The organism is Streptomyces sp. HUAS MS02 (genome assembly GCF_055702265.1).
In genome coordinates, this window is record NZ_CM146747.1 from 4,835,094 (window position 1) to 4,852,939 (window position 17,846).

Annotated in this window: 13 protein-coding genes and 1 pseudogene; 7 read left to right on the forward strand and 7 right to left on the reverse strand. The window is 70.4% G+C overall.

Annotation, left to right across the window (positions count from 1 at the left end; translation table 11 throughout):
• Window positions 1–214 precede the first annotated feature (214 nt).
• Window positions 215–1,240: an intradiol ring-cleavage dioxygenase gene (locus ACZ9QC_RS20720; protein ID WP_472921503.1), complete on the reverse strand. Its 1,026-nt coding sequence runs from the start codon at window positions 1,238–1,240 to the stop codon at window positions 215–217.
• A gap of 306 nt (window positions 1,241–1,546) precedes the next feature.
• On the reverse strand, window positions 1,547–3,310 hold the full coding sequence (aspS, locus tag ACZ9QC_RS20725) for an aspartate--tRNA ligase (RefSeq protein ID WP_472921504.1): 1,764 nt from the start codon (window positions 3,308–3,310) through the stop codon (window positions 1,547–1,549).
• Window positions 3,311–3,761: 451 nt separating this feature from the next.
• Between aspS and ACZ9QC_RS20730 the strand changes: the two genes are divergently transcribed.
• The 3 genes and pseudogenes from ACZ9QC_RS20730 to ACZ9QC_RS20740 all read left to right on the forward strand — a co-directional run bounded on the left by ACZ9QC_RS20730 (window position 3,762) and on the right by ACZ9QC_RS20740 (window position 7,817).
• On the forward strand, window positions 3,762–6,269 hold the full coding sequence (locus ACZ9QC_RS20730; RefSeq protein WP_472921505.1) for a SpoIIE family protein phosphatase: 2,508 nt from the start codon (window positions 3,762–3,764) through the stop codon (window positions 6,267–6,269).
• A gap of 48 nt (window positions 6,270–6,317) precedes the next feature.
• The gene (locus ACZ9QC_RS20735; protein ID WP_472921506.1) at window positions 6,318–6,650 is read left to right on the forward strand and encodes a glyoxalase superfamily protein; all 333 of its coding nucleotides are present in this window, start codon (window positions 6,318–6,320) and stop codon (window positions 6,648–6,650) included.
• A 34-nt stretch (window positions 6,651–6,684) separates the two neighbouring features.
• Window positions 6,685–7,817: pseudogene (locus ACZ9QC_RS20740) on the forward strand (IS630 family transposase).
• Window positions 7,818–7,838: 21 nt separating this feature from the next.
• Here ACZ9QC_RS20740 and ACZ9QC_RS20745 read toward each other — a convergent pair.
• Entirely contained in the window at window positions 7,839–8,849 is a 1,011-nt protein-coding gene (locus tag ACZ9QC_RS20745; protein ID WP_472921507.1) for a helix-turn-helix transcriptional regulator, read from the reverse strand.
• A 94-nt stretch (window positions 8,850–8,943) separates the two neighbouring features.
• On the opposite strand from ACZ9QC_RS20745, the gene ACZ9QC_RS20750 reads away from it, so the two are divergent.
• Both ACZ9QC_RS20750 and ACZ9QC_RS20755 read left to right on the forward strand, forming a co-directional pair.
• Window positions 8,944–9,342 carry a VOC family protein gene (locus tag ACZ9QC_RS20750; RefSeq protein WP_472921508.1) on the forward strand — a complete coding sequence of 133 codons (399 nt, stop codon included), beginning with the start codon at window positions 8,944–8,946 and terminating at the stop codon, window positions 9,340–9,342.
• 61 nt (window positions 9,343–9,403) lie between these two features.
• Window positions 9,404–9,628 carry a hypothetical protein gene (locus ACZ9QC_RS20755; RefSeq protein WP_472921509.1) on the forward strand — a complete coding sequence of 75 codons (225 nt, stop codon included), beginning with the start codon at window positions 9,404–9,406 and terminating at the stop codon, window positions 9,626–9,628.
• Between the two features lie 10 nt (window positions 9,629–9,638).
• Here ACZ9QC_RS20755 and ACZ9QC_RS20760 read toward each other — a convergent pair whose 3' ends face one another.
• The 4 genes from ACZ9QC_RS20760 to ACZ9QC_RS20775 all read right to left on the reverse strand — a co-directional run bounded on the left by ACZ9QC_RS20760 (window position 9,639) and on the right by ACZ9QC_RS20775 (window position 14,423).
• Window positions 9,639–10,739 (reverse strand): AI-2E family transporter, encoded by a 1,101-nt coding sequence (locus ACZ9QC_RS20760; RefSeq protein WP_472921510.1) that lies wholly within the window; start codon window positions 10,737–10,739, stop codon window positions 9,639–9,641.
• 124 nt (window positions 10,740–10,863) lie between these two features.
• Window positions 10,864–12,258, reverse strand: a complete 1,395-nt coding sequence (locus ACZ9QC_RS20765; protein ID WP_472921748.1) for a glycosyltransferase family 39 protein — start codon at window positions 12,256–12,258, stop codon at window positions 10,864–10,866.
• A gap of 447 nt (window positions 12,259–12,705) precedes the next feature.
• The gene (locus ACZ9QC_RS20770) at window positions 12,706–13,677 is read right to left on the reverse strand and encodes a pirin family protein (protein ID WP_472921511.1); all 972 of its coding nucleotides are present in this window, start codon (window positions 13,675–13,677) and stop codon (window positions 12,706–12,708) included.
• A gap of 251 nt (window positions 13,678–13,928) precedes the next feature.
• Entirely contained in the window at window positions 13,929–14,423 is a 495-nt protein-coding gene (locus tag ACZ9QC_RS20775) for an SseB family protein (protein WP_184906245.1), read from the reverse strand.
• A gap of 151 nt (window positions 14,424–14,574) precedes the next feature.
• Here ACZ9QC_RS20775 and ACZ9QC_RS20780 point away from each other — a divergent pair, with 151 nt between their 5' ends.
• Together ACZ9QC_RS20780 and ACZ9QC_RS20785 are read left to right on the forward strand one after the other, a co-directional pair.
• On the forward strand, window positions 14,575–16,401 hold the full coding sequence (locus ACZ9QC_RS20780; RefSeq protein WP_472921512.1) for an acyl-CoA dehydrogenase: 1,827 nt from the start codon (window positions 14,575–14,577) through the stop codon (window positions 16,399–16,401).
• A gap of 143 nt (window positions 16,402–16,544) precedes the next feature.
• On the forward strand, window positions 16,545–17,843 hold the full coding sequence (locus tag ACZ9QC_RS20785; RefSeq protein ID WP_472921513.1) for a M18 family aminopeptidase: 1,299 nt from the start codon (window positions 16,545–16,547) through the stop codon (window positions 17,841–17,843).
• The last annotated feature ends 3 nt before the right edge of the window (window positions 17,844–17,846 follow it).

Sequence of the window (17,846 nt, forward strand, 5' to 3'; positions counted from 1 at the left end):
TCCCGACGTTCCGTCCCGTAGGCGGGCCTGCGCCCCGTACCGGGCCTACGTCCCGTACGGGTTCCTCACCCTGTACGTCCCATCACACCCCCTTCCGCTGTGACCGCCCGTCGAGAAACCTGTGCGTCCCCTGATGACTTCCCCGGCGAGTGCGCCGTGCACGGACCCGCGTACGCCCGTCGGCCGCTCGGCGACGGGCGTACGCGGGTCGGGGTCAGCTCGCCGAAGCCGACTCCGACGCGGTCTCCGACGTGCCCGGCTGGACGGAGTCGTCCGTGCCGGTGTTCGTGGCCTCCGGGTCGACGCCGACCGTGAGGGAGCCGACGACACCCTTGGCGATGTCGTTCTTCCGGTACTTCAGCTTCAGCAGTCCGCCCTGGGTGCCGCTGCCGTCGTAGATGGTGTCGTCGTCGAGGGTGGTGCGCTCGGTCGTGGAGGTCGCGTACGGCTCGACCTCAGCGGAGGCGAGGACGGACTCCTCGTCGAAGAAGAACTGGCCGGTGTGGCAGGTGGTGCCGCCCTCGTAACCGGCGTCCGTCCACTCGCCGTTGACGTGCACCTTGGTGTGAATGTGCACGCACCGGCCCCGGTACCAGCCGGGAAAGATCGTCGTGAAGGTGACGCGGCCCTGCTTGTCGGTCTTCCAGGTGCCGCGCAGATAGCGGGTGTCACTGGTCGGCTCCTCGTGCCCGCCGCCCCCGCCCCCACCGCCGGCCGGGGGCTCCCCGGTCGGGGTGCCGGAGGGTACGTCCGTCGGAGTTCCCGAGGGCGCGTCGGTGGGGGCGGTGCCGCCGCCCTCGGAGAAGCTCTCGTAGCCCGAGTAGAGCCCCAGCGCGTCGCAGTGCCAGATGTCGACGGCCGCGTCGCGGATCGGCTCGCAGGTCTCGGAGTCGATCACCTTGAGGCGCAGGGTGAGGGGGATGCCCTCCTTGTCCTCGGTGATGTCCTGTCGGAGCTTGTCCGCGTCGATGTAGTACGGGCCCTCGGTGGTCTCCGAGGTGAGCCTGTAGCACTCCTCGCCGGCGCTCGCGCCGGCGGAGGCGAGGGGCTTCCCGCTCGCCTTGGCGGTGCCCGTGGTGGTGCCCGCGCTCGCGGTCGCGACGACCGCTCCGCCCACACCCACGGCGGCCAGGGCGCCCGCACCCGCCACGACGACCTTGCGGCGCGTCAGATCCCGCTTGTGCCTCGGCCCCTGGGCCTTCTCGTTTCCGGTCTGGTCTCCGGTCTGGTTTCCCGTCATGGCCAGGAAATTAGGGAGCCGGGCTGTCAAAGCCGTGAGAAGGGGCTGTGGTTTGTCCGGCATTTCTGCGGCTGGGGAAAAGCGGCTGGAAACCACTGCCCCTTCACCCCGCCGGTCCGTCCCGCCAGGTGCCGCGTGGACAGCACGTCTCGCCGCTCGACCCCTGGTGAATTGGACCGTCGCCCGTCCTCGCTCTCCATGCGGAAAAGGTCCGTTTTCCCCGCACACGCGAAAGGGACCTGAAATCGACGGACGATTTCAGGTCCCTCTCCCGGGCCCTCCGGAAAGCGCTTCTAAAGGCTTGTCCTACTTCGGCTGCGGCTTGCGCACCGACAGGTGCAGCTCGCGCAGCCGCGCCTCCTCCAGCTCCGTCGGCGCGCCCATCATCAGGTCCTGGGCGTTGCCGTTGAGCGGGAAGGCGATGGTCTCGCGGATGTTGGGCTCGTCGGCGAGGAGCATGACGATACGGTCGACGCCCGGCGCGATGCCGCCGTGCGGCGGGGCGCCGAAGCGGAACGCGCGCAGCATGCCGGCGAACTGCTCCTCGACGGTGTCACGGTCGTAGCCCGCGATCTCGAAGGCCTTGAGCATGATGTCGGGCTCGTGGTTCCGGATCGCGCCGGAGGACAGCTCCACGCCGTTGCAGACGATGTCGTACTGCCAACCGAGGATGTCCAGCGGGTCCTGGGTCTCCAGGGCCTCCAGACCGCCCTGCGGCATGGAGAACGGGTTGTGCGAGAAGTCGATCTTGCCGGTGTCCTCGTCCTTCTCGTACATCGGGAAGTCGACGATCCAGCAGAACCGGAAGACGCCCTCCTCGAAGTGCCCGGCGCGCTTGGCGGCCTCGACCCGCACCGCGCCCATGATCTTCGAGACCTCTTCGAACTCGCCCGCGCCGAAGAAGACCGCGTGGCCGGCGGCCAGCGACAGCCGCTTGGTCAGCTCGGCGACGTTGTCCTCGGTGAGGAACTTGGCGATCGGGCCGGACAGCGAACCGTCCTCGGCGACCCGCACCCAGGCCAGACCCTTGGCGCCCTGCTCGATCGCGTACTCGCCGAGCTGGTCGAAGAACTTGCGCGGCTGGGCCGAGACGTCCGGCACCGCGAGGGCACGCACGTGCTTGCCGGCGAACGCCTTGAACTCGGAGCCCTCGAAGACATCGGTGATGTCCACCAGCTCCAGCTGGGCCCGCAGGTCCGGCTTGTCGGAGCCGTACTTGAGCATCGCCTCACGGAACGGGATGCGCGGGAAGGGCGAGGTGACGTGCCGCCCGTTGCCGAACTCCTCGAAGAGCTCGGTCATGAGCTTCTCGATGGGCTGGAAGACGTCCTCCTGCTCGACGAAGGACATCTCCACGTCGAGCTGGTAGAACTCGCCCGGCGAACGGTCCGCGCGGGCGTCCTCGTCGCGGAAGCAGGGCGCGATCTGGAAGTAGCGGTCGAAGCCCGAGATCATCAGCAGCTGCTTGAACTGCTGCGGGGCCTGGGGGAGGGCGTAGAACTTGCCCGGGTTGAGGCGCGACGGCACGACGAAGTCGCGGGCGCCCTCGGGGGAGGTGGCGGACAGGATCGGCGTCGCCATCTCGTTGAAGCCGAGGGCCGTCATCTTGTGACGGATGGCGCTGATCACGGCCGTACGCAGCATGATGTTGCGGTGCATGCGCTCGCGGCGCAGGTCGAGGAAGCGGTACTCCAGGCGCCGCTCCTCGTTGACCCCGTCCTCGGCGTTGATGGTGAAGGGGAGCGGGGCGGCCGCGCCGAGCAGCTCGACCTCGCCGACCTCGACCTCGATCTCGCCGGAGGGCAGGTCCGGGTTGATGTTCTCGGCGCCGCGCGAGACGACCTTGCCGTCGACCCGGACGGTCGACTCCTTGGAGATCTTGTCCAGCGCCTCGTAGGCCGGGGTGCCCGGGCGGGCCACCAGCTGCGTGATGCCGTAGTGATCGCGGAGATCGATGAAGAGGATGCCGCCCAGGTCGCGCCGATTGTGCAGCCAGCCGCTCAGCCGGACGTCGGTGCCGACGTCAGAGGCGCGGAGCTCGCCGCAGGTGTGGGACCTGTACCGATGCATCGTCGTTCATCCAGCCTTCGCTGATCGGGGATCTGGCGGGTGTTTCACGGCCGGTGTTCCCTCGGCCGTTGTTTCACGTGAAACAACGCCAAGGGTACCGGCCACCCCGAGATCGCCTCCCCACCATTTCCCCGAGGGCCAGGACATCCAGTTCCCCAGGGGCCAGGGCCTCCAGCGCTTACCGTCGGGCAGGGCCGTCACGCAGAGGCCCACGACGACGCGGCGGTCATTCCCTGACCGGATACGCACCGTCATAGCCATGGGCAGGACCGCAAGCGGTTACTGTCGCTAGCGTCGATTGCCGTCACCTCCGTCGCCGCCGGTCGTGGTTTCTCGTCATGGCTCCGTCATGGTCCTCATCGGCTCATGGGTCGTCATGACCTCCGGCACCGCTCGGTGCCCGGTACAGCTTCGGTGGCACGGTCCGATCAGCTGTTCTTAGAGTGGGTCAATGCGCACTGGTGAGCCCCCGCCCACCGTGGGGGACGTCCTGTCCGCCCTCGCGACGGGACTGTGGACCTGGGACAGCGCTGCCGGAACCGTCACGCTGGACGCCGAGGCCGCCCGGCTCATGGGGCTGCCCGCCCGGCCGACGACCCTGACCCAGGCCGGGGCGCGCTCGCGGCTGCACCCCGTCGACTGGAACGAGATCGTCTCGGTCGTGCAGCTCGCCGTCGCCGAGGACACCCTCGCCGAGGTACGGATCCGGGTCATGGACGAACAGGGCCGGGTCGTCCGTACGATCCGCAGCCGTTCGAAGCCGACCTTCGACCCGGTGCTCAAGTCCTTCGAGCTGATCGGCACCATCCAGGAGGTCACCGAGCCCTCCCCGGCGACCGCCGTGCGGGGGCCGTCCGTCACCGGCGACTGGCGGCGGTCGCGCGAGGCGTTCCTGCTGGACGCGGGCCGGGCGCTGGCCGAGGCGCGGTCCACGGCCGAGGTGCTGCGGGTCGCGGCAGGCCTGGCGATGCCCGGCTTCTCACCGGACGGCCTCGCGGTCTTCGGTGTGGAAGCCGACCGCCTCACCGTCATCGGCCACCACGGGCACAACCAGGGCGACGAACGCCCCTTCACCCATATGCCGCTGGAGACGGACTACCCGGCCGCCGAGGTGGTCCGCACCGGCCGCGCCGTCTATCTCTCCTCCCCCGAGGACTACAAGGGGCGCTACCCCACGGCCTGGCCGCTCGCCGAACAGTTCGGCCGCCAGTCCTGGGCGTTCCTGCCGCTGACCGTCGCCGGCCGCACGATGGGCGCGTGGATGGCGGGCTTCACCCACCCCGTCACCTTCACCCCCGACGAGCGCTCGGTCCTGACCACCGTCGCGCGCATGCTCGCCCAGGCCCTCTCCCGCGCCGGCGCCGCCGAGACCGAGCGCGAACTGACCGACGGCCTGCAGCGCACGATGCTGCCCAGCCTGGGCCCCGAGATACCCGGCATGAGCGTCGCCGCGCGGTACGTCCCCACCGGCGGCGGACTCCAGGTCGGCGGCGACTGGTACGACATGATCGCCCTGCCGAGCGGCCGGTTCGCGCTGGTCATCGGTGACGTCCAGGGCCATGACGTGCGCGCCGCCGGTCTGATGGGCCAGCTCCGCATAGCCCTGCGCGCCTACGCCTCCGAGGGCCACCGCCCCGACGCCGTCCTCTCCCGCGCCTCGCGCTTCCTGCACGGCATCACCGACTCCGCCGCCGACGCCTACCCCGACCTCCGCTTCGCGACCTGCCTCTACGTCGAGGTCGACCCGCCCTCCGGCGTCCTGGACATCGCCCGTGCCGGGCACCCCGATCCGGTGGTCCGCATGGCCGACGGAACGGTCCTCGTCCGGCCCACCCCGGGCGGCCTCCCCCTGGGCATCGACCCCGACGCCGACTACCCCACCACCCGGCTGGTGCTGGAGCCGGGCGAGACCATCCTCCTGTGCACCGACGGCCTCATCGAGACCGGCGGTCACGACCTCGAAACGGGCTGGCGCCGCATCCGCACGATCCTGGAAACCTTCGACGCGGACCCGGCCGAGACCGCGGGGGCCGTGGAGACCGGGGGTGCCTTGGAGGCCGGGGGCGTGCCGGGGGTCGGAGGCGACCTGGAAGCCGGGGGTGTCCCGAGGTTTGGGGAAGCCCTGGAGGCCGGGGATGCCCTGCGATCCGAAGGGGCCCAGCAATCCGAAGGGGCCATGGAGGTCGACGGGGCCACCGAGGTCAGGGAGACGCCGGAGGCCGGGGGTGCCCAGCGATCCGCAGGAACCCTGGAGGTCGACGGGGCTGGAGGAGCGGCGGCGGAGGAGCCGGGCGCCCGCGCCCCGGCGGCGGCCCGCGCCCCGGCCGCCGCCCTCGTCTCCGTTCGGCCGGAGGCCCCCGGGCTCGGGCCGGGGCGGCTGGAGGCGCTGGCCGACGCGCTCGTGCAAGGGGTGCACGGCCCCTCCTCCCACCACACGCCCGGCCCGCTCGCCGACCGGCGCGAGGACGACATAGCGATGCTGCTGCTGTGCCGGGAGAGCGCGGGACGCGGCGGCACCACCGCCGTACCGGCGCCCACCCGCCGCACCGCCCTGACCGTCGCCCAGGCGGAGCCCGAGCGCATCGCCGGCGCCCGTCAGCAGGTGCGCGAACTCCTGCACGACTGGAGCTGCGGCGACCAGGTCGACTCCGCCGTGCTCCTCGTCTCCGAGATGCTCACCAACGTCCTCGTCCACACCGACGCGGACGCCCTCCTCGTCGCCGAGATGACCGGCGACGGCGGCAAGCGCCGGATGCGCGTCGAGGTCACCGACACCAGCGACGACCTCCCCCACAAGCGCCACCCCGGTGAACTCGCTTCCTCCGGCCGCGGCCTCGTCCTCATGGACGTGCTCGCCGACGCCTGGGGCGTGGACCCCCGCGGCGACGGCAAGAGCATCTGGTTCGAGCTGTACGAGACACCCCCGCCGGAAGGTGCGCACGACGAGTCCCTGAGCTAGTGCCGCATCAGGCAACGTTCGCCCTGGGCGGTCTGCGACGATGACGCCATGGCCGAAGAAGTCATTCCCATTCTTCGCGTCGAGGACGCTGCGGCGGCGGTCGCGTGGTACGGGCGACTGGGCTTCGCCAAGCAGTGGGAACACCGATTCGAACCGGGACTTCCCGTGTTCGTCGAGGTCGCCCGGGGTGGGGTGCGGTTGTTCTTGTCGGAGCACAAGGGCGATGCCCGTCCCGACACGTTGGTCTACCTCCGCGTTCGTGATGTCGACGTCATCGCCTCCGAGTTCGGCGTGCAGGCGAAGGATGCTCCGTGGGCACGTGAGATTGAGCTGCGCGACCCGGACGGCAACCGGCTGCGGATCGGAACGCCAGCGGAATGACACTCGTTGGCAGCGCGCGGCAGGGAAGCTGTGGCTGGCGGCTGAGCGAGTACGCGTCCGCGAGTCGATGACGAAGAGGGGCAGCGCCTGCTGCGGATCATCCGCCGGGTCGGCGGGTCGGTGGTGACCTGGCGGCGGGCCCAGATGGTGCTGCTGTCCGCCCAGGCATGCCCGTGGCGAAGATCGCCGAGGTGACGTTCACCAGCGCGGACCGGGTCCGGGACGCGATCCACAACTTCAACGCCGACGGCTTCGACTCCCTCTACCCAAAGTACAAAGGCGGGTCGGACCAGGACATTCACCCTGCCCGAGCGGCGCGAGATCGAGAAGATCGCCAAGTCCAGGCCGGCCGGGCACGGTCTGCCGTTCTCGACCTGAAGCGTGGCCAAGCCGGCCGACTTCCTGGTCGCCGAGGGGGTGGTCGACGACATCAGCCACGAGGGCCTTCGGGTCCTGCTCCGCGAGGAGAGCGTGTCTTTTCCACGTATAAGGACCTGGAAGACCTCCCGAGACCCTGACTATGCCCCCAAGAAGGCCCGCGTCGAGCACCTCTGCGCGATCGCCGACGGCGAGGTCGTACCCGAGGACGGTGAACCCCAAGTCGTCTTATGCCTGGACGAGTTCGGGCCGCTCAACCTCCAGCCCCACCCCGGCCGACAGGGGGCCGAGCGCGGCGGACGGCACAAGGACCCCGACCGGGAGTCCCGGCCCCGACGGCGGGCGACCAACACCCGCCCGCACGGGGTCAGACATCTGTTCGCCGCCTACGACCTTGCCCGGGACAAGCTCTACGGCCGATCAAGCCGAAGAAGAACCGGACGAGGTCCCTGGAGTTCTGCCGCTACCTGCGCAGCCTCCACTCGCCCGAGATCCGCATCGCGATCGTGCTCGACAAGTTCTCCCCGCACCTGACCACGAAGAAGGACAGCCGGGTCGGCGACTGGGCCGCGGCCAACAACGTCGAGCTCGCCTACCCGCCCACGAACAGCTCGTGCTGAACCGCATCGAGGCCCAGTGCACCGCCCTGCGCCACTTCGCCCTGGACGGCACCGACCACGCCGGCCACAAGGAGCAGAGCAGCATGATCCGCCGCTGCATCATCTGGCGAAACCGTCGCGCCGCCGATCACGGCTACGAGCCGTGATCGACAGGGCGAACGTTGCCTGATGCGGCACTAGATGTGTCGTCTCATGACATTGGTTCCTCGTTGTCAGGCTTGCGGGCGTAGGACGTGAGGCGATCGGCGAGTGCGATGACGAGGTCGCGTAGTTCTTTGGGGCGCTCGATGACGAACGGCCGGTCGAGTGAGGCGAGTACTGGAGGCAACCAGTCGAGTCGCTCGGCCCGCAGCTGGACGCGCGGCCAGTGCTCGGCCGCCGGGTCCTGGCCGGCCGCGGGCTCGTGTTCCTCGATGCTCGCGACGCCGGCGGGGAGGTGCGCGCGGATCTGCTCAACTGTCCCGTGGATCCGCAAGGTCACCTCATGCCGGTACTCGGCTGTGGCGAATCCTGACAGCACGCGCTGTGTCGGACCGGGACCCGCGGGCGCTTCGAATGAGCCGGGCAGGGTCCTCGCGTCTGCGATGCGATCGAGCCGGAAGGTTCGGTCTTCGCCGAGCTGGGCGTCCTTGCCCGTGACGTACCACCGGCCCTCGTGGGCGACGATCCCGTAGGCGTGCAGTGTGCGTTCGCTGCGCCGTCCGTCGCGGTCGGTGTAGCGGATCGAGACCGGTCGGCGGTGGCGCACCGCATCGGCGATGGTGAGCAGGAGCCCGGCGTCCGGGGTGTCGAACTCGCCGGGCTGATCCGTGAAGGCGAGGGTGTCCAGGAGTGTGTCGAGCCGGCGGGCAATGTGCTTGGGCAGCACCCGCCGGATCTTCGCTGACGCCGTCTCGTTCGCCGTGCGCTCCGTCGTCGTCAGCCCTGTCCGGCGGCCGGCGACCAGGCCGAGCAGCACGGCCAGCGCCTCGTCGTCGCTGAGCATGAGGGGCGGCAGGCGGTACCCGGCAGCGAGCCGGTACCCGCCGTAGCGGCCGCGCACCGATTCCACGGGCACGTCCAGGTCGATCAGCTGGCCCACATACCGCCGCACAGTGCGCCCTTCGACGCCGAGACGGTCGGCCAGTTCGGCCACAGTCCGGGTGCCGCCCGACTGCAGCAGCTCCAGGAGTGTCAGCACGCGGCCGGTGGGTCGGGGCACGTTCGCAGCCTAACGCGAATACAGGACCGATTCTGTCCCCTATTTCTCCTAGCCTGCGGCGTATACGCCTCCACCACCAGCCAAGGAGATTCCCATGGACTTCGTCTCGATCCGCATCATCACCAGCGACGTCGCACGCCTCGTCGAGTTCTACGAGCGAGCCACAGGAACGCAGGCGACGTGGGCCACCGACGACTTCGCCGAACTCAGGACCGCGGGCGCCACCCTCGCGATCGCCGGCACCCGCACCGTCCCGCTGTTCGCCCCGGGCTCTGCCCGCCCGGCGGACAACCACAGCGTGATCACCGAGTTCCTCGTCGACGACGTGGACCGCGTTCACAACAACCTGACCGGCTTCGTCACCGACTTCGTCAACGAGCCCACCACGATGCCCTGGGGTAACCGGTCACTGCTGTTCCGCGACCCCGACGGCAACCTCGTCAACTTCTTCACCCCCGTCACCCCGGCGGCCATCGAAAAGTTCGCACGCTGACCCCACAAGTTCGCACGCTGACGCCCCGCACAGCTGCTCACGCGGAGCCCCCGAGATCCCGGTGAACGCGGCCACCGAGCCCAAGAGCACCACCAGCAGGGCCGCGCCCGCGGACTTCCTCAACCACTACAACCACGAGCGCCCGCACTCCGCGCCCGGAGGCCGGCCACCCACCAGCCGGACCTCCGGCAGCGACCACCGCATCGTGTTCGACCAGCCACCGAAGCCGCTCGACACAATCCCCCAGCAGCCCACCTTCGAGGACGCCGCGGAACCAACATCCTGAGACCCCACAACTAGACGGCACCCGAGGGGGGACCGGCCGGGGCCGGACCGGGACCACCCGAACCCGGTCGGGGCCCCGGCCGGGACTCCCCGAACCGCCCCCTCAGCTCGTGCGCCACCCCGAACGCCGCGGCCGTCAGCGGCACCGCCAGCAGCATCCCCAGCACCCCCGCGACCGACGCCCCCGCCGCGATCGCGAGCATCACCACCGCCGGATGCATCCGCACGGTGCGGCTCTGGATGGCCGGCAGCAGCACATGCCCCTCCAGCACCTGCACGAGCAGCACGATCCCCAGCACCCACAGCGCGATCACCACCCCCCGGTCCGCGAGCGCGACGAGCACGGCCACCGCACCCGACACGAACGCGCCGAGATACGGCAGGTACGCCCCCACGAACACGAGCGCTCCGAGGCCGATCGCCCCCGGGACGTCCAGGATCCACAGCCCGACGGTGATGCAGACCGCGTCGATGAGGGCGATGAGGGTGGTCCCCCGCATGAACCCTTCGACCGCCTCGAAGGCCCGCCGCGCGATCGCCTCGACGGTGTCGGCGCCCCCGCTCGGTGACAGCGCCCGGATCGTGTCGACGGCCCGGTGCGAGTCCCGCAGGAAGAAGAAGACGAGGAACAGCGCGAGCACGGCCATCGCGATGACCTCCGCGACGACGCTCACCCCGCTGATGACGTTGGACGCCGCCGTCCCCCCGAACCTGGCGAGCAACTCCTTCGCGTTGGCTGCCAGATCGTCGAGCGAGGTCCCCGCCGCCCCGAAGTGCGAGGCGAGATCACCGGCGGCGTCCCGCAGCGAGGCGATGATCTGGTCCCCCGTCTCGACGAGCGCCGCGACCACGATGTACACGGCACCGCCGACGACCCCGACCACGGCCACGCAGGTCAACGCCGCCGCCAGCGACCGGTGCACCCGCGCCTTGACCAGCCTGCGGTGCAGCGGCCCGAGCAGGGCGGTCCCCAACAGCGCGAGCAGCACCGGTGTCACCGCCGTCCGGAACTCCACGCACAGCCGCACGCCGACGTACGCGACCCCGGCCACCAGCAGCGCGACGGCGCACCACGCGGCCAGACGCCGCACGGTTTCGGGAAGCAGCTGCACACCCCCAGGGCACCACGCCCCACCGCCCGTGTCGCCGGATGGGACCCCGCCCGGGTGACGCCGACGCGCGGCCCCCGATCACCGCCGCTCGCACACGATGATCACTGCCGCTCCTACTCGGTGATCACCGTCGCTCGTACACGATCACCCGTCGCCCGCGCACCGACTCGTCCGCCACCACGGTGAAGTACTCCTCCAGCACAGCGGCCTTCATCCGGTCCCGTCCCCCCGACGGCGGACGGGCCACCCCGGGCGCGTCGGTGACCAGCAGGATCCGGTGGCGGGCCAGCATCGCGTCCCGTATCCGGACGGGATCGGCCTCGACCCCCTTGAGCGTCCCGGACGCCACGGGGCTCCGGGCCAGCGCGATGTCCCGCAGGCCCGCGAAGTCGTCGGGGGAGACGAGCGCGGTGTCGCGCCGGGCCGACGGGGCGAAGAGGACCGCGTCGCCGGGCCGCTTCAGGTGCCGTACGTGCACGGCCGCGGCCAGGACGTCGTCGACCCGGCTGTCAGGGGACCGTTTGGCCAGTGAGTGCGGCAACAGCGCCACCATCGCGACGCCGACCAGCACCGGCACGAGCCACGACGCCGTCCTCGGAAACTCCGGCCGGACGGCCCGCACCGCCGCGCTCAGGGCCGCCCCGATCAGCAGCGCCAGGCCCAGCATGCTGAACAGGACGTAGCGGTCGAGGAACACGGGACGGATCAGGCACAGGCCGAGCAGCCCGAGCTGCGGCACCGCCAGCAGCGGCAGCGCGACGGCCGCCAACGACAGCCGCCCCGCCCGCGGCCGGTCCAGCAGGGCCCCCAGCCCGCCGATCGTCAGCAGGACCGCGGGGCCGATCAGCATGTGCCAGGTCAGCGGCGGTATCCAGGAGACCTGGTCGGACTGCCGCCGGCTGAACAGGATCAGCGGCAGGACTCCCGCCGCGGCGACCGCCGAGGCCGCCGCCCAGCGCGTCCAGGTCGCGCGCGGCGCCCGTGCCCACGCCAGGGTCGCCGCGTGTGCGGGCACCACCAGCAGGGACAGCCAGTTCAGCAGCCCGCAGACCAGGATCAGGCCCCCGTACGCCGCCCAGCGCGCCCCTCCGCCGGCCCGCCCCCGCTGGAGCACGGTCACCAGCAGCAGCGTGGAGAGTCCCGCGCCGGCCGCGATCAGCGCGTACGGGCGGCCCTCCTGGAGATGGAACTGCACGGTCGGCAGCAGCCCGAACGCCAGTCCGCCCCCGAGCCCGGCCCAGGGTCCGGCCAGCCGACGGCCGATGACCGTGACACAGGCCGCCGCCCCCGCCATGGCCAGCACCGAGGGCAGCCGCAGCGTCGTCGTACCGGGTCCGAAGCAGGTGAAGAGGCCGTGCATCAGCAGGTAGTAGGCCCCGTGCACGACGTCGACCTGGGCCAGCATGTGGAGGATGTCGGCGGTCGACCGCCGTGCCACCTGCCAGGTCGCGGCCTCGTCCCGCCAGACGCTGTGCTGCCGGGAGAGCCCCCACAGTCCGAGCGCGATCGTCCACAGCACCGGTGCCGACCAGACCGGCAGCCGCCGCGCGGTCGCCGCGGCCGCCGAGCGGACCGCCGTGACCGTCGCGCACCCTCCGAGAAGGGCCGGCGCGGGCGCGCTCAAGTGAGCGGAGAAGGGTGGGCCGGACGTCGGGATCCATCGTCGTGGAACGGCCTGCGCATGGTGTCTCTCCCCGTTTCCCTGCGTGTGCGGGGGAACGGGCAGGACTGAGCCCGCCCCGGCCGATGGCCGGGGCGGGCTCCGAGTGGTGCGCTCTCCCCCGTGAGCGCCACCCGCTCCGGAGGTCAGCCGAAGGGGTGGGCACGCACGAACCTACGCGGCGGGGTGCCGCTCAGCCAGGCGTCGGCCGGGTGGGCATGATCACCCGGTGCGGAGTGAACCCGGACGACGCCCGGTGGCCCGATTGGCGGGGACGAGCCGTATTTGCCCAGCGATGGGCGCTCGCTACAGCCCTTCGGAGGTCATCCCGTGGACCGCCGGGATCGTCCCCAGCCGGCCCTTCTGGAAGTCCTCGAACGCCTGCTGGAGCTCCTGGCGGGTGTTCATCACGAACGGGCCGTAGTGGGCCATCGGCTCACGGATCGGCTGTCCGCCGAGAAGCACGATCTCCAGGTCGGGCGCATGGGAGTCCTGCTGCTCGTCCGCCCGGAAGGTGATCGAGGAGCCCGCGCCGAAGACCGCCGTCTGCCCGAGGTGGATGGGCCGCCGGTCCGCACCGACGCTGCCACGACCGGCGAGGACGTAGGCGAGGGCGTTGAAGTCCTCCCGCCACGGCAGGGTGATCTCCGCGCCCGGCGCGACGGTCGCGTGGAGCAGGGTGATCGGGGTGTGGGTGACGCCCGGCCCCTGGTGACCGTCCAGCTCACCGGCGATGACGCGGAGGAGCGCGCCTCCGTCGGGAGAGGTGAGCAGCTGGACCTGACCACCGCGGATGTCCTGGTACTTGGGGGCCATCATCTTGTCCCGGGCCGGGAGGTTCACCCACAGCTGGATGCCGTGGAACAGGCCGCCGGACATGACGAGGGACTCCGGCGGCGCCTCGATGTGGAGGAGGCCGGAGCCGGCCGTCATCCACTGGGTGTCGCCGTTGGTGATGGTGCCGCCACCGCCGTGGCTGTCCTGGTGGTCGAAGATCCCGTCGATGATGTAGGTGACGGTCTCGAAGCCACGGTGAGGGTGCCAGGGGGTGCCCTTCGGCTCTCCCGGCGCGTAGTCCACCTCGCCCATCTGGTCCATCATGATGAACGGGTCGAGGTGCTGGTAGTTGATCCCCGCGAACGCCCGGCGAACCGGGAAGCCCTCGCCCTCGAACCCACTGGGCGCGGTATTCACGGCGAGCACCGGTCGGGCCACCGCGTCGGTCGGTGCGGCGACACGGGGCAGGGTCAGCGGGTTCTCGACAGTCACTGCGGGCATGTCGGTACCTCCTTGTGCGCTCAGTTTAGTTGACGATTGAACTTCCTGCCACCCTCAACAGCACACAGGCCTTCCGGCATTCCCGCCGAGCCCGCACCCCGGGACGCACCCTGAAGGGGCGCGGGGAGCTGCGCGAACAACCCCCGCAGCCCCGCACTCCGCAACGAACCGCACCCCACCGCCCCGGACCCGGACCCTGACCCGGAACCCGGCGGAACCAGCGGAGCTACCCGTCTGCGAAGCAATGGCGTCTAGCCATACATCCGCCGCATCGCGAACTCCACCATCTGCTCCACGGCCTTCGCGTCGAAGACCATCCGGTGCTCCCCCTCCATGTCGAGGACGAAGCCGTACCCGGTCGGCAGCAGATCGATCACCTCCGCACCGGTGATCACGAAGTACTTCGACTCCTTGCCGGCGTACCGACGCAGCTCCTTCAGCGAGGTGAACATCGGGATCACCGGCTGCTGGGTGTTGTGCAGCGCCAGGAATCCGGGGTTGTCCCCGCGCGGGCAGTACACCTTGGACGACGCGAAGACCTGCTGGAAGTCCTCCGCCGCCATCTGCCCGGTGGTGAAGGCCCGCACCGCGTCCGCGAGGGAGGGCGGGGACGGCTCCGGGTACAGGGGTGGCTGCTGCCCGTAACCGCCCCCCATCTGGCCGCCGGGCATCTGCCCGGGCATCTGCTGCTGCGGCGGCGGGGCGTACTGCTGCTGGGGGCCGGCGCTCTGGTCGTAGCCGTACATGCGGCAAAGCGTAACGAGTCACAGATGACCCGATCGGGGTTGCTTCTTATTACTGATGGGTAGCATCATCGACGTACAAGCTACTAGTTGGTACGTGAACCAGTGCGAGGATCCAGTGCCTCGCCGATCTCTTTCTTACGGAGCCGTCGCCATGGGGCACTACAAGTCGAATCTCCGCGACATCGAGTTCAACCTCTTCGAGGTCCTCGGGCGCGACAAGCTGTACGGCACCGGCCCGTTCGCGGAGATGGACACGGACACCGCCAAGACCATCCTGGAGGAGCTGGCCCGGCTCTCGGAGAACGAGCTGGCGGAGTCCTTCACGGACGCCGACCGCAACCCGCCGGTCTTCGACCCGGAGACGAACACCGCGCCCGTACCGGCATCCTTCAAGAAGAGCTACAAGGCCTTCATGGACTCCGAGTACTGGCGGCTCGGCCTGCCCGAGGAGATCGGCGGCACCACCTCGCCCCGCTCCCTGATCTGGGCCTTCGCCGAGCTGATCCTGGGCGCCAACCCGGCCGTCTGGATGTACTCCTCGGGCCCCGCGTTCGCCGGCATCCTCTTCGAGGAGGGCAACGAGGTCCAGAAGCACATCGCCAAGGTCGCCGTGGAGAAGCAGTGGGGCTCCACGATGGTCCTCACCGAGCCCGACGCGGGCTCCGACGTCGGCGCCGGCCGCACCAAGGCGGTCCAGCAGGAGGACGGCTCCTGGCACATCGAGGGCGTCAAGCGCTTCATCACCTCCGGTGAGCACGACATGGAGGAGAACATCCTCCACTACGTCCTCGCCCGCCCCGAGGGCCACGGCCCCGGCACCAAGGGCCTGTCCCTCTTCCTCGTCCCGAAGTACCTCTTCGACTTCGAGACCGGCGAGCTGGGCGAGCGCAACGGCGTCTACGCCACCAACGTCGAGCACAAGATGGGCCTCAAGGCCTCCAACACCTGCGAGATGACCTTCGGCGACCGCCACCCTGCCAAGGGCTGGCTGGTCGGCGACAAGCACGACGGCATCCGCCAGATGTTCCGCATCATCGAGTTCGCCCGCATGATGGTCGGCACGAAGGCGATCTCGACGCTCTCCACGGGCTACCTGAACGCGCTGGAGTACGCCAAGGAGCGCGTCCAGGGCCCCGACCTGGCGAACTTCATGGACAAGACCGCGCCCAAGGTCACCATCACCCACCACCCCGACGTCCGCCGCTCGCTGATGACGCAGAAGGCGTACGCGGAGGGCATGCGCGCCCTCGTCCTCTACACGGCCTCCATCCAGGACGAGATCCAGGTCAAGGAGGCGGCGGGCGAGGACATCTCCGCCCTGGAGGCCCTGAACGACCTGCTCCTGCCCATCGTCAAGGGCTACGGCTCCGAGAAGGGCTACGAGCAGCTCGCCCAGTCCCTGCAGACCTTCGGCGGCTCCGGGTTCCTCCAGGAGTACCCGATCGAGCAGTACATCCGCGACGCCAAGATCGACACCCTTTACGAGGGCACCACCGCGATCCAGGGCCAGGACTTCTTCTTCCGGAAGATCGTCCGCAACCAGGGCGCCGCGCTGAACACCCTCGCCGAGGAGATCAAGAAGTTCCTGGCCCTCGGGGAGGGCGGCGAGCAGCTGGACGGCGCCCGCGAGCACCTCGCCAAGGCCGCCGTCGAGCTGGAGGCCATCGTCGGCCTCCTCCTCACCGACCTCGCCGCCACCGAGCAGGACGTCAAGAACATCTACAAGGTGGGCCTCAACACCACCCGCCTGCTGATGGCCTCCGGTGACGTCGTCGTCGGCTACCTGCTCCTCAAGGGCGCCGCCGTCGCCGCCGAGAAGCTGGAGACGGCCTCCGCCAAGGACAAGGCCTTCTACACCGGCAAGATCGCGGCGGCGAAGTTCTTCGCGGCCAACGTCCTGCCGGGCGTCACCCTCGCCCGCAAGATCTCCGAGGGCGTCGACCTGGAGCTGATGGAGCTGGACGAGGCGGCGTTCTAGCCCGCCCCGCACCGGCCGCACCCCGGTCCTGGCGCCGGACGGACCCTGCCCGTCCGTCCGGCGCCTCCCCCTCCGTAGCTCACCACGAGGGCCCGCTCCCATCCCCAGGGAGTGGGCCCTCGTACGTCGTTAAGGTGAACCCCATGCGCACACCCCCACGCTTCGATCGCGGCCACACCGACGACCTCATGACCTTCCTGGCGAGCAGCCCGACCCCCTACCACGCGGTGGCGAGTGCCGCGGAACGGCTGGAGAAGGCAGGCTTCCGGCAGGTCTCGGAGACCGACGCGTGGGACGGCTCACTGGGCGGCCGGTACGTGCTGCGCGGGGGCGCGATCATCGCCTGGTACGTCCCGAAGGGCGCCCACCCCCACACCCCCTTCCGCATCATCGGTGCCCACACCGACTCCCCCAATCTGCGGGTCAAGCCCCGCCCCGACAGCGGCGGCCACGGCTGGCGTCAGGTGGCCGTCGAGATCTACGGCGGCCCGCTGATGAACTCCTGGCTCGACCGCGACCTCGGCATCGCCGGCCGGCTCTCCCTGCGCGACGGCACCAGCCGCCTCGTCAATGTCGACAGACCCCTCCTGCGCGTCCCCCAACTCGCCATCCACCTCGACCGGACGGTCTCCTCCGAGGGCCTCAAGCTCGACAAGCAGCGCCACCTCCAGCCCGTCTGGGGCCTCGGCGACGACGTCCGCGACGGCGACCTGATCGCCTTCCTGGAGGAGGAGGCGGGCCTCCCCGCGGGCGAGGTCACCGGCTGGGACCTGATGACCCACTCCGTCGAACCGCCCGCCTACCTCGGCCGCGACAACGAACTGCTCGCCGGACCCCGCATGGACAACCTCCTCTCCGTGCACGCCGGTACGGCCGCACTCGCCTCCGTCGCCGGCTCGGGCGACGAACTCCCCCACATCCCCGTCCTCGCCGCCTTCGACCACGAGGAGAACGGCTCCCAGTCCGACACCGGCGCCGACGGCCCGCTGCTCGGCGGGGTGCTGGAGCGCTCCGTCTTCTCCCGCGGCGGCTCCTACGAGGACCGGGCACGGGCCTTCGCCGGCACCGTCTGTCTCTCCTCCGACACCGGCCACGCCGTCCACCCCAACTACGCGGAGCGCCACGACCCGACGCACCACCCCCGCGCGGACGCCGGCCCGATCCTGAAGGTCAACGTCAACAACCGCTACGCCACCGACGGCTCCGGCCGGGCCGTCTTCGCCGCCGCCTGCGAGAAGGCCGGCGTGCCCTTCCAGACGTTCGTCTCCAACAACTCCATGCCCTGCGGCACCACCATCGGCCCCATCACCGCCGCCCGGCACGGCATCCGCACCGTCGACATCGGCGTGGCCATCCTCTCGATGCACAGCGTCCGCGAGCTGTGCGGAGCGAAGGACCCCTACCTCCTGGCGAACGCCCTGGCGGCCTTCCTGGAGGACTGACCC

Excerpts from the sequence above, each read along its gene's own strand:
- ACZ9QC_RS20750 (WP_472921508.1), top strand. The coding sequence starts at position 8,944 with ATGGACTTCGTCTCGATCCGCATCATCACCAGCGACGTCGCACGCCTC.
- ACZ9QC_RS20775 (WP_184906245.1), bottom strand. The coding sequence starts at position 14,423 with ATGTACGGCTACGACCAGAGCGCCGGCCCCCAGCAGCAGTACGCCCCG.
- ACZ9QC_RS20785 (WP_472921513.1), top strand. The coding sequence starts at position 16,545 with ATGCGCACACCCCCACGCTTCGATCGCGGCCACACCGACGACCTCATG.
- aspS (WP_472921504.1), bottom strand. The coding sequence starts at position 3,310 with ATGCATCGGTACAGGTCCCACACCTGCGGCGAGCTCCGCGCCTCTGAC.
- ACZ9QC_RS20735 (WP_472921506.1), top strand. The coding sequence starts at position 6,318 with ATGGCCGAAGAAGTCATTCCCATTCTTCGCGTCGAGGACGCTGCGGCG.
- ACZ9QC_RS20770 (WP_472921511.1), bottom strand. The coding sequence starts at position 13,677 with ATGCCCGCAGTGACTGTCGAGAACCCGCTGACCCTGCCCCGTGTCGCC.
- ACZ9QC_RS20780 (WP_472921512.1), top strand. The coding sequence starts at position 14,575 with ATGGGGCACTACAAGTCGAATCTCCGCGACATCGAGTTCAACCTCTTC.
- ACZ9QC_RS20730 (WP_472921505.1), top strand. The coding sequence starts at position 3,762 with ATGCGCACTGGTGAGCCCCCGCCCACCGTGGGGGACGTCCTGTCCGCC.
- ACZ9QC_RS20720 (WP_472921503.1), bottom strand. The coding sequence starts at position 1,240 with ATGACGGGAAACCAGACCGGAGACCAGACCGGAAACGAGAAGGCCCAG.